12 protein-coding genes are annotated in these 11286 nt (G+C 66.1%); 10 read left to right on the top strand and 2 right to left on the bottom strand.

Annotated features, from left to right (window positions below; all coding sequences use genetic code 11):
* The first annotated feature begins 49 nt into the window (after window positions 1-49).
* Window positions 50-604, top strand: a complete 555-nt coding sequence (locus ABIA90_RS22810) for a hypothetical protein (protein WP_354080090.1) — start codon at window positions 50-52, stop codon at window positions 602-604.
* A 58-nt stretch (window positions 605-662) separates the two neighbouring features.
* Here the strand turns inward: ABIA90_RS22810 and ABIA90_RS22805 are convergent, their stop codons facing one another.
* The gene (locus ABIA90_RS22805; RefSeq protein WP_354119328.1) at window positions 663-1241 is read right to left on the bottom strand and encodes a TetR family transcriptional regulator; all 579 of its coding nucleotides are present in this window, start codon (window positions 1239-1241) and stop codon (window positions 663-665) included.
* A gap of 144 nt (window positions 1242-1385) precedes the next feature.
* Between ABIA90_RS22805 and ABIA90_RS22800 the strand changes: the two genes are divergently transcribed.
* Complete coding sequence (locus ABIA90_RS22800) at window positions 1386-2831, top strand: MATE family efflux transporter (protein WP_354119329.1); 1446 nt, start codon at window positions 1386-1388, stop codon at window positions 2829-2831.
* On the opposite strand, the gene ABIA90_RS22795 is transcribed toward ABIA90_RS22800, so the two are convergent.
* The gene (locus ABIA90_RS22795; RefSeq protein WP_354119330.1) at window positions 2805-3170 is read right to left on the bottom strand and encodes a hypothetical protein; all 366 of its coding nucleotides are present in this window, start codon (window positions 3168-3170) and stop codon (window positions 2805-2807) included. The genes ABIA90_RS22800 and ABIA90_RS22795 overlap by 27 nt on opposite strands.
* 71 nt (window positions 3171-3241) lie before the next feature.
* On the opposite strand from ABIA90_RS22795, the gene ABIA90_RS22790 reads away from it, so the two are divergent.
* From ABIA90_RS22790 to ABIA90_RS22755, 8 genes are all read left to right on the top strand, one after another.
* Window positions 3242-4036 (top strand): MetQ/NlpA family ABC transporter substrate-binding protein, encoded by a 795-nt coding sequence (locus ABIA90_RS22790; protein WP_028153283.1) that lies wholly within the window; start codon window positions 3242-3244, stop codon window positions 4034-4036.
* A gap of 123 nt (window positions 4037-4159) precedes the next feature.
* A complete protein-coding gene (locus tag ABIA90_RS22785) occupies window positions 4160-5194 on the top strand; it encodes a putative FMN-dependent luciferase-like monooxygenase (protein ID WP_071909937.1) in 1035 nt (344 codons plus the stop codon).
* A gap of 37 nt (window positions 5195-5231) precedes the next feature.
* Complete coding sequence (locus ABIA90_RS22780) at window positions 5232-5855, top strand: CMD domain protein (RefSeq protein WP_354119331.1); 624 nt, start codon at window positions 5232-5234, stop codon at window positions 5853-5855.
* A gap of 12 nt (window positions 5856-5867) precedes the next feature.
* Complete coding sequence (locus tag ABIA90_RS22775; RefSeq protein ID WP_354119332.1) at window positions 5868-6452, top strand: alkylhydroperoxidase domain protein; 585 nt, start codon at window positions 5868-5870, stop codon at window positions 6450-6452.
* Between the two features lie 59 nt (window positions 6453-6511).
* Complete coding sequence (locus ABIA90_RS22770; RefSeq protein WP_085399597.1) at window positions 6512-7669, top strand: ABC transporter substrate-binding protein; 1158 nt, start codon at window positions 6512-6514, stop codon at window positions 7667-7669.
* A gap of 56 nt (window positions 7670-7725) precedes the next feature.
* Window positions 7726-9549 carry an ABC transporter permease gene (locus ABIA90_RS22765; protein ID WP_354119333.1) on the top strand — a complete coding sequence of 608 codons (1824 nt, stop codon included), beginning with the start codon at window positions 7726-7728 and terminating at the stop codon, window positions 9547-9549.
* Window positions 9549-10397 carry an ABC transporter ATP-binding protein gene (locus tag ABIA90_RS22760; protein WP_354119334.1) on the top strand — a complete coding sequence of 283 codons (849 nt, stop codon included), beginning with the start codon at window positions 9549-9551 and terminating at the stop codon, window positions 10395-10397. Before ABIA90_RS22765 ends, ABIA90_RS22760 begins: the two co-directional genes overlap by 1 nt.
* The gene (locus ABIA90_RS22755; RefSeq protein WP_166344171.1) at window positions 10394-11134 is read left to right on the top strand and encodes an ABC transporter ATP-binding protein; all 741 of its coding nucleotides are present in this window, start codon (window positions 10394-10396) and stop codon (window positions 11132-11134) included. The genes ABIA90_RS22760 and ABIA90_RS22755 overlap by 4 nt, the downstream gene beginning before the upstream one ends.
* Window positions 11135-11286 lie beyond the last annotated feature (152 nt).

Raw genomic sequence — 11286 nt, 5'->3', positions numbered from 1 at the left:
TGCGCATTGCACGCAAAGCGTGCGTTCGCAATGACAGTGGAGTGCGGGTATGAGCGTCAGCAGCATGAGCAGCATCGGTGGAAGCGCGGCGGGGTCGCCTTCATCCACCAGCCAGTCGAAATCAGCGGGTTCACAAGACGGCGCCTCGATGTTCTCGTCTCTGCTGGAGAGCGGCACGCCCTACGACGAGGTCAAGGTGAGCCTGCCGAACGGCATGTCGATCGGCATCGTCCATTTCGGTGGCGGCGGCTTCGACAGCAGCGCGCTCAAGTCCATCGAGGATTTCGTGCAGAAGCTCGCGAGCCAGCAGATATCTGGTGATCCGGCGTCCGGCGCCGACCAGTCGCAGAACGGCGACACGCCCGACGCCGTCGGGATCGACAAGGTTCATGTCGATCTTCCGAACGGAATCTCGTTCGAGGTGCTGCATTCCTCCGGCGGCCACGCCACGGACAGCGACGCCGTCCTGAAGGAGCTCACCGAGGCCGCCGAAGAACTCGCCGAATCGCTGTCGCACTATTCGCCGGCCTCGGCCGCGGCTTCCGCTTATGCCTCGCAAGCAAGTTCGTCCGGTCGCAGCAGCCAGCTCGACGCGAGGAGCTGAGCAACACGCGGGACGCCCCGGGCTACGATGATCCGGTGCGAACGGAGGGGCGAATGCACTAGCGCCCCTTCGCAAGCGCCAGCGCGGCATCCACCGCGTTCTCGAGAATCTCCTCCGACAATTGCCTGTCGCTCACCGCGCGCGACAATTGCAGCGCGCCGACCATGGTGGCGTAGGCCGCGATGGCGCGGCGGCGCCGCTCCGCCGGGGTGCCCTCGGGCATTTGCGCTGCCATCAGCGCGAGGATGTCGGACATCTTGCCGGTGAACGCCTCGCGCGTCGCCTTCGGATGCCGCGCGATCTCGGAGACGAGGGCCGCGGTCGGGCAACCGGTCGCCGCCCGATCGCGATGCCTGGGCGAGAGATAGTCGCGGATCACGGTCTCGAGCGCGACGCCGTTTTCGAGATTGTCCCTGTGCCGCTGCTCGCGCCGCTCCAGCGCGTCGAGCAGCACCGCGCGCACCAGATCCTCCTTGGAGGCGAAGTGCGTGTAGAAGGCGCCGTTGGTCAGGCCCGCTTCCGCCATGATGCCGGCGAGGCCGACCGCGGCGATGCCGCTCTCGCGGAACTGCGTCGATGCGACATCGAGAATATGCCGCCGCGTCGTGTCCCTGTGTCCCTTGTCATAGCGCGCCAATTCCGCCTCCTGCGAACCCGCCGCCCCCTATGCCACAAAAACGTGAGGTCTGCTCTATTGCATTACGGTCATAATAATACATTATGATCATAATGCAATGGGCGGCCGACCGGGGGCGGTCCGAGGGAACCACAGGATCGAACCATGTCCGTCGAGGATGCCGCCGCGCCGGCCTTGTCTGCCGCGCCATTCGTGGCCCACACCGCGGCGCCGCTTCGCCAGGCGGCTCCACCCGCACCAAGCGCGGCTGAGCAAAGACGCGCCGCGCTCCTGACCGCGCCGATCTTGCCCACGCTGCTCAAGCTCGCGCTGCCGACCGTGACCGTCCTCGTGGCGCAGACCGCGGTCAACATCGCGGAGGCCTATTATGTCGGCTATCTCGGCACCGATGCGCTCGCCGGCGCCGCGCTGGTGTTCCCGATCTTCATGCTGATGACCATGATGTCGAACGGCGGGTTCGGCTCCGGCGTTGCGTCCTCGGTGGCGCGCGCGGTCGGTGCCGGCCGCCGCGCCGATGCCGAGGCGGCGCTGTTTCATGCCGTGGTGCTCGCGATCATTGCCGGCGGCGTGTTCACGCTCGGCGTCGTCCTCGGTGGTCCGCATCTCTATCGTGCCCTCGGCGGCACCGACGGTGCGCTTAGCGCTGCCACCACCTATTCCAACTATCTGTTCGCCGGCGCCATCCCGGTGTGGATCGTCAACCTCCAGGCTGCCGCGCTGCGCGGCGCCGGCAACGTCAAAGTGCCGGCCCTGGTGACTCTGGTCGGCGCCATCGTGACCATTCCGGTCTCGCCGGCACTGATCTTCGGGTTCGGGCCGATCCCGCGGCTCGGCATCGGCGGCGCCGGCATAGCCTTCGGCCTCTATTATGGCGCGGCGATGCTGTTCCTGCTGCGCTACATGTCGACGGGCGCGACTGGCTTGAAGCTGCACATCGTGCCGTTGCGCGCAAAAATCTTCGGCGACATGCTGAAGGTCGGCATCCCGACCGCGTTCAACGCGGTGCTGACCAACCTCACCGTCATTCTCGTCACCGGCGCGGTCGGCCTGTTCGGCACCTCCGCGCTCGCCGGCTACGGCATCGCCTCGCGGCTGGACTACATCATGATTCCGCTGCTGTTCGGCATCAGCACGGCGACGCTGACCATGGTCGGCGTCAACATGGGCGCGGGCCAGACCGCGCGGGCACGAAAGATCGGCTGGATCAGCGGCGTGGTCGGCATGATCATGACCGGCACGATCGGCTTGCTGGTTGCGATCTTCCCGACGGCCTGGCTGCACCTCTTCAGCCATGACGCGGACGTCGTCAGCGAGGGCATGACCTATTTGCGCATCGTCGCGCCGGCCTATGCCGCGCTCGGCTTCGGTTTTGTCAGTTCGTTCGCGGTGCAAGGCACCGGCCGAGCGATGGGGCCGCTGGCTTCGTCCGTCGCGCGCATCTTGATCGCGGCCGGCGGCGGCTGGATCGCGGTGGTGAGTTTTGGCGCGGGCATGGCGGGTCTCGCCACCATGGTCACGGCCTCGCTCGCCGCCTATGCCGCGATCTGCGTCCTGATCATGCTGTCACCGTGGACGTGGCGCTCCGAGTAAACAGGTATCACTGGATGCCGGTAGCGCCGACAGCAGCAGCAGATTGCTCAGCCACTTGAGCGGCGACGCGTTGATCAGCTTCATCGTCAGGGCGACGCCGGAATTGAACGGAACGCCCTGGAGCAGGGCATAGAGGCTCCTAGGCGCTTCCGGCTGGCGAACTTCGGGGCGGCGAGGGCGGTCATGGCTGAACTCCTTGCTGGCCTTGCTGCTAATCTCGCATCCGGGGTGACACTTTGCCGTGATGCCCATCACGCTTGCGCAACGCGCCCCATGACCTGCGAATTCGTTTCCTATTTTGCGCGAAATGGAGAACGAGAGTCCGCCACCGGTAGTCATTATGGATTTTCATTTCATTGATTTCGCCTCACGGAGAAGCGAATACGGTTCCACTGATTGCCGCCCGCGTGATGGAGACCAAGATGTCGTTTCGCCTCCCCCTGATCCTCGCAACCGCGCTTGCCGCCTGGTCGGCCGCAGCAACCGCCGAGACGATCAAGATCGGTGTGACGCCGGGCCCGCATGCGCAGATCTTCGAGGCGGTGAAGCCGATCGCCGCCAAGCAGGGTCTCGACATCCAGCTGATCGAGTTCTCCGACTACGTCGTGCCGAATGCGGCGCTCGATGCCGGTGAGATCCAGGCCAATTCGTTCCAGAACCAGCCTTATCTCGACAACCAGAAGGCCGACCGCGGCTACAAGATCGAATCCGTCGGGCTGACCGTGAACTTCCCGATCGGTGTCTATTCGAAGAAGCACAAGGCCTTCGCCGACATCCCCGAGGGCGGCAAGGTCTCGATCCCGAACGATCCGACCAATGGCGGCCGCGTGCTGCTTCTGCTGCGCGACAAGGGCGTGATCAAGCTGAAAGACGGCACGGGCTTCAAGCCGACGGTGCTCGACGTCACCGAGAATCCCAAGAAGCTGAAATTCATCGAGGTCGATGCGGCGCAGGCGCCGCGCGCGCTCGACGATGTCGATGCCGCCGCGATCAACACCAATTATGCAACCCAGGCGGGCCTCGATCCCGTCAAGGATCCGATCCTGCGCGAGGACCCGAAGGGACCCTACGTCAACCTGATCGCGGTACGCGCCGCCGACAAGGACAAGCCCTGGGTCAAGATCCTCGTCGACAGCTACCACACGCCCGAGGTCAAGGAGTTCGTCCTGACCAAGTTCAAGGGCGCGGTGCTGCCGAGCTGGTAGGCAATCTGCCTAGCCAAGGTCCAGCGCGGGGGCGATCCGGCGGGCAGCCTTGCGCAATGCCCGCTTGTCTGGAGCTGCGGCAACCGACATCATCGGAGCCCATCCTCGCCCGACAGGGGTCGTATGAAACGCTTTGCAAACCTGAAACGACTGGGGTTCTTCACGCGGCTCCTCGATGAAGCCCCGCCCGCCGAGCGCTACCGCTTCGCCGCCGAGCAGATCGTGCGCGCTGAGAAAGCAGGCCTCGATTCCGCGTGGATCGCGCAGCATCATTTTCACGAGCGCGAGGGCGGCCTGCCGTCGCCCTTCACCTTCCTCGGTTACGTCGCAGCCCAGACCTCGCGCATCCGTCTCGGCACCGGCATCGTCACGCTGCCGCTGGAGAATGCGGTCCGCGTTGCGGAAGATGCCGCGGTGCTCGATCTGCTCTGCAACGGCCGCTTCGAGCTCGGCGTCGGCACCGGCGGCAATCCGTCGGCCTTTGCCGCCTTCGGCCTCGACAGCGCCCAGCGCAACGAGATATTTGCCCGCAATCTGGACGTGGTCCGCACCGCCCTGGTCGGCAAGCCGCTCACCGGCGGCGATACGCTCTATCCGCAGCGGCCCCAATTGGACAAGCGGATCTGGCAGGCGACGTTCTCGGTCGCCGGTGGTGCGCGCGCGGGCAAGGCCGGCGATGGCTTGCTGCTGTCGCGCACCCAGCCCCGGACCAAGGAGGCGCCGAAGGCCACGCTCGCCGAGATCCAGAATCCGGTCATCGATGCCTATCTCGAAGCGCTGCCGCCGGGATGCGAGCCCCGGATCATGGCCTCGCGCAGCGTCTTCGTCGCCGACGACCGGACTGAAGCGATGCGCCTTGCCGACATTGGGCTGCGGCGCGCGCTGCCGCAGTTCCTCAAGGGCGGTCATGCCAGGCCGGGCGAGACGCTGGAGGAGATGATCACAGCATTCGACACCCATGTCGGTGCGGCCGACGACGTCATCGCCTCGCTCCGCGCCGACGCCACGCTGGAGCGGGTGACCGACCTCGTCTTCCAGGCGCATTCGGTGGACGCGCCGCATCCTCATATCCTGCGCTCGATCGAGCTTGTCGCGGAGAAGGTCGCGCCGGCGCTGGGCTGGACCCGGACGGCGGCTGACGTGGCTCTGGCGGGCTGATCGGAGTGAACATGATCGCGTTGCACGAGGCTGAATGATGGCTACGAAAGATATCATCGACACGCTTGCCGGGATCGAGCCGGGCACGGCTCTGGATGGCATTCGCGCACGCCGCCTGCAGGCGCGCGAGAACGCGCAGAAGAGCTATCTCTCGCTGTTCGAGCCGATCGACGCCGGCGATTTTTCGCTTGTCGAGCGCGCCGCAGTCGCGCTCTTCGTGATCGGCCTTCACCGCGAGCCCACCATGGCTGCCTTCTACCGGGCGAAGCTCGCGGCGACCGCCGATGGTGCGCGCCTAGCCGAGGCGATCGAAGTCGAAATCAGGCGCGGCGAGACGTCAGGCCCGTACGGTGCGTATCCGGCCGGACCGCTGTCAGTCGAGAACACGGCCGGCCTGATCTATCGCGTGAGCGCGGAGGGCAGGTCCGTCGTTGGCGCCAGGCTCGCCGCGGCGCTGGAGCATGCGCATCTGCTGGTGTTCCGCCCGCGCGATGCCGCGTCCGCCGACATGAAGGCGCTGCTGGCCGCCGGCTGGTCGGACACCGGCATCGTCACTTTCTCTCAGCTCGTCGCGTTCCTGTCGTTCCAGGTGCGCGTCGTCACGGGCCTGCGCGTGCTCGGCGCCTCGCTGGGCACCGCAAGCGCTGCGGCCGGCGCGTAAGGAGACTGCATCATGAGCGCTGCAAACAACGTCAATCCGCCCGTCGTCTTCACCCAGGACGAACTCGGCTGGGTGTCGTGGATCGAGCCGCTGCCCGAGGCCGAATTGACCGAGCGGCATTTCGCGGGTCTGGTCGATCGCTCCCGTGCCAAGTCCGAATACTTCCGCCTTCTCGTGCGCGATCCCGAGGTGCTGGAAGCCCGCACCAAGACCGACAAGGACATCTTCTACAACGTCGCCGACGGCCTGCCGCGCGCCGAACGTGAGCTCGCGGCGGCCGCGACCTCGCGCTATAACGGCTGCATCTACTGCGCTTCGGTGCATGCGCGTTTCGCCAGCACCTATTCCAAGCGCCGCGACGACGTGCAGCGGCTGCTCGACGAAGGCGTCCAGGCCGACCTCGGCGAGCGCTGGAACGCGGTGGTCAAGGCCTCGGTCGCGCTGGCCGCGACGCCGATCGCGTTCGGCCCTGAGAATGTCGAGGAGCTGCGCCGCGCCGGCCTCGACGATGCCGAGATCGTCGACGTCATCAACGGCGCCTCGTTCTTCAACTGGGCGAACCGGCTGATGCTGTCACTCGGTGAGCCCTCGAAATAGGCAATCTCACCGGCACAAGAATTGCTGTTTGTTTCAACACTATCTGGATGGAGCCGTGCATGAGCAACATCGATCGTCGTACCCTGGTCAAGGGCTCGCTCGCCGCCATGATGGCGGGAGCAGCCGGTTCGCGCGGCGCCTTTGCGCAATCCGCCGAGCCGATCCTGCTCGGCGTCAGCGGCCCCCTGACCGGGCCGAACGCGCAATATGGCACGCAGTGGAAGCAGGGCTTCGACCTCGCGCTGGACGAGATCCAGGCGGCTGGCGGCATCAACGGCCGCAAGCTCACCTACAATTTCGAGGACAGCCAGAGCGATCCGCGCCAGTCGGTGGCGATCGCGCAGAAATTCGTCTCCGATCCCCGCGTCGTCCTGGAGCTCGGCGATTTCTCCAGCCCGGCGTCGATGGCGGCTTCGCCGATCTATCAGCGCGCGGGCCTGGTGCAGTTCGGCTTCACCAATTCGCACCCTGACTTCACCAAGGGTGGCGACTTCATGTGGAGCACCTCGGTCAGCCAGGCCGACGAGCAGCCGCTGCTGGCGTCCTATGCCGTGAAGCGCCTCGGCCTGAAGAAGCTCGCGGTGTTGCACCTCAACACGGATTGGGGCCGCACCAGCCGCGACTATTTCGTCAATGCTGCAAAGGAATATGGCGCGGAGATCGCGGTCACCGAGGGCTATATCGCGGAGGAGCGCGACTTCCGCTCCACGCTGGTGCGTGTGCGTGATGCCAATCCGGACGGGTTGATCCTGATCTCCTACTACTCCGACGGCGCGCTGATCGCGCGTCAGGCGCGACAGGTCGGGCTCAAGCAGGTGATCTGCGCGGCAAGCTCGGTCTACTCGCCGAAATTCCTGGAGCTGGGCGGCGAGGCCGTCGAAGAGGTCCATGTCGGCACGCGCTACTTCCCGGAAGACCCGCGGCCCGAGGTGCAGAAGTTCATCGCCGGCTTCAAGAAGAAGTACAACGGTCTGGAGCCAGACGCCTTCAACGCCTACGCCTATGATGCGATGAACATGGCGGCTGCCGTGGTGAAGATCGGCGGCACCGACCGCAAGGCGGTCCGCGACGCCTTCACCAAGGTCAAGGACGTCCCTAGCGTCATCTTCGGCGCCGCGACGTTCGACGTCGCGACTCGCCGCGTCAAGGGCGCCATGAACGCCGAGCTGGTCGTGCGCAAGGGCCAGTTCGCGCTCTGGGACGGCAAGCCGACCTGACATGATGGCCGGAGCGGGGGCTCCGGCCGCTTTCCTCTCTACGCGGTGATATCAGCGTGTCTTCCTGGCTCGACTACACGATCAACGGGCTGATCGTCGGCAATGTCTACGCGCTCGTTGCAGTCGGGCTTGCGCTGATCTTCGGCGTCAGCCGGCTGATCAACTTTGCCCAGGGCTCGATCTATCTCGTCGGCGCCTATATCGGCTGGGTCGCGGTGGTGCAGCTGCATACGCCGCTGCCGCTCACCATCATCGTGGTGGCGGTGGCGGCCGCGATCGTCGGACTGATCATTGAACGGTTCGGCCTGCGTCCGCTCCAGAATTCCGTGCGCATCGCGCCGTTGCTCGCGACCATCGGTATCAGCTTCGTGCTCGATCAGCTGGTGATGCTGACCTTCTCGCCCAACCCGCGCGCGCTGCCGAGCCAGCTGCCTGACGTGCGCTTCCAGGTCGGTGGCGGCACGATCGGACCGCTTGATCTGCTGATCGCCGGCGTCGGCCTCACCAGCGCGCTGCTGCTGTTCGTGTTCCTGCGCTACAGCAAGCTCGGCTGGGCGGTGCGCGCCACCGCGCAGGACCGCGACGCCGCCATGCAGATGGGCGTCGACGTCAACCGCGTCAATCAGGCCGTGTTCGGAATCGCGGCTGCGCTCGGCGGCGTCTCCGGCCTGCTGGTCGGCATGTACTACAACCAGATCGACACCGCGATGAGCCTGCAGGCGACGCTGAAGGGCGTCGTTGCGGAAGTGGTCGGAGGTGCCGGCAACGTGCCGGGCGCCGTGATCGGCAGCTTGTTGCTCGGGCTGGTCGAGAGCTACGGCGTCGCCGTGTTCGGCACCAGCTACCGCAATCTATTCGCGTTCCTGCTGCTGGTCATCGTGCTCGTGCTGCGTCCGAACGGCCTGTTCGCCAGCGCGCGGCAGGCGCCGCCCGAGCCGCTCACCGGCACTTTCATCGCGCCGAGCCGCCCGGTGCGGATTCCGCGTTGGGCGCTGCTGGTCGCCGCCGGCGTGTTCGCGATCCTGCCGTTCTTCCCGGTGTCCTTCTACGTGCTCCAGACCCTGATCAACGCCTGGCTGCTCGGCATGCTCGCGCTCAGCCTGACGCTGGTTGCGGGCACGGTGGGACAGGTCTCGCTCGGACATGCCGCGCTGCTCGCGATCGGCGCCTACACCTCGGCGCTGCTGTCGCTGAATTTCTCCGTCCCCGTCGGCCTCTCCATCATCGCCGGCGGCCTGATGAGTGCCGCGCTCGGCACGGCATTGATCTCGCCGTCGTTCCGCCTGCGCGGGCATTATGTGTCGATCGCGACGCTGGCCATCGGCGAGATCGTGTCGCTGGTGATTTTGAACTGGGAGAGCGTCACCCGCGGCCCGATCGGCATCTCCGGCATTCCGCCGCTGTCGCTGTTTGGCTACGATCTGGTCAGCCCGACCTCGATCTACTGGTTCAGCTTTGTCGTGATGGTCGTGCTGGCGCTGCTGCAGGGGCGGCTGCTCGGCTCGCATCTCGGCCGCAGCTTCCGCGCCATCCGCGACGACGACATCGCCGCGCGCGCCTATGGCCTCAGCCTGAACCGCTACAAGTCGCTGGCCTTCATCTTCGGCGGCTTTGCCGCCGGCGTCAGCGGCGGCATCGCCGCGCATCTCTATTCCTACATCAACCACGAGACCTTCAACACGCAGCAATCCATCCTGGCGCTGACGGTCGTGATCCTCGGCGGCCTCGGCAACGTGGTCGGCGCCATCGTGGGGGCGGTGGCGCTGGTCGGCCTGCCGGAGGTGTTCCGGATCGCGGCGGAGTATCGCATCCTGATCTACGGCATCGTGCTGCTGCTGCTCGTGCGGTTCAGGCCGCAGGGCCTGTTGGGAACGATATGATGGCAGAGCAGCACACACCCATGCTGTCCCTGCGCGGGCTGACGCGTCGCTTTGGCGGCCTGACCGCAGTGGATGCCATCGACCTCGATCTCGCCAGGGGTGAGCTCATCAGCATCATAGGCCCGAACGGTGCCGGCAAGACGACGCTGTTCAACCTCGTGACCGGGCTCGATCGGCCCGATGCCGGCCATGTCCACTTCGAAGGGCAGGACATCACGGGTCTCTCGCCCGAACGGCTTGCTGCCGGAGGCATCGCGCGCACGTTCCAGCTCGGTCGCGTCTTCGGCAATCTCAGCGTCATGGACAACGTCCTGATCGGCGCGCATACGCGGCTGCGCGCGGTGAAGCCCGCGGTGCCTGTGATCGGCCCGCTGCTGGAGTTGGGGCTGGCGCTGTTGCGTCCGGCCAGCGTCAGGGACGAAGAGGAACGGCTGCGCGAGGAGGTGAAGACCATTCTCGCACGCTTCGGCGAGCGGTTGCTGCCGCGGATCGACCAGCCGGCCTATAGCCTGTCCTATGCAAACCGCCGCCGCGTCGAGATCGCGCGCGCGCTCGCGCTGAAGCCGCGCCTGTTGCTGCTCGACGAGCCGACCGCCGGCATGAACCCGACCGAAACCACGGAGATGCAGGGCCTCGTCGCCGAGTTGAAGGCCGAGGGGCTGACCATCCTCCTGATCGAGCACAAGCTGGAGATGGTGATGCGCCTCTCCGACCGCGTCATCGTCATGGACGAGGGCAAGAAGATCGCGGAAGGGCCGGGTGAAGTGGTGCGTGGCGATCCCAAGGTGATCGAGGCCTATCTCGGCCATGGCCTGTCGGACACGCCGGAGCGGGAGAGCGTGGTATGACGACTGGCGCATCCGAGCCGCTGCTGGCGCTCTCGAACGTCAACACCTTCTACGGCCAGGCGCAGGTGCATTTCGACCTGTCGATCACGGTCGGCCGCGGTCATATCGTCTGCCTGCTCGGCGGCAATGCCAGCGGCAAGTCGACCACGATGAAGATCATCTTGGGCCTGGTGAAACCACGCTCGGGTGACGTGACCTTCGACGGCGCCTCGCTGCTCGGGCTGACCACGCCGCAGATTGTCCGTCGTGGTATCGCCTCTGTGCCAGAGGCGCGGCGGTTGTTCGCGGACATGAGCGTTCGCGAAAACATCCTGATGGGCGCCTTCGTGCGCAACGACCGCGAGGCGATCGCGCAGGATCTCGACAAGATGCTCACGCTGTTTCCGAAGCTCGGCCAGCGGCTGTCGCAGCGTGCCGGTTCGCTCTCCGGCGGCGAGCAGCAGATGGTCGCGATGGCGCGCGCGCTGATGAGCCGTCCCCGGATGATCGTGATGGACGAGCCGACCATGGGCCTGTCGCCGCTCTATGTCGACCGCGTGCTGGAGTTGATCCGCACCATCAACCAGGAAGGCGTGTCGGTCTTCATGGTCGAGCAGAACGCCAGCCTCGCGCTCGAGATCGCGCACGAGGCCTATGTGCTCCAGACCGGCAAGATCGTGCTCTCTGGCCCGGCGCGGGCGCTGAAGGACGACCCCCGCATCCGCGATGCCTATCTTGGTGGCTCCGAGGCCGCGTAGCTTGACCTGGGCCTGATGGTTCGCCCGGCGATGCAGAGCATCGTCCGGACGCCCGCTGCGCGGGCTCCTCCCCATGAGGGTCTGCTCGCAACGTGGCGGCGAATCCAGGCCTCACCCCGAGGAGCCCGCGCAGCGGGCGTCTCGAAGGATGG

The organism is Bradyrhizobium sp. LA6.8 (genome assembly GCF_040547935.1).
GTDB lineage: Bacteria > Pseudomonadota > Alphaproteobacteria > Rhizobiales > Xanthobacteraceae > Bradyrhizobium > Bradyrhizobium barranii.
This window is presented reverse-complemented; position numbering and strand designations above follow the sequence as displayed.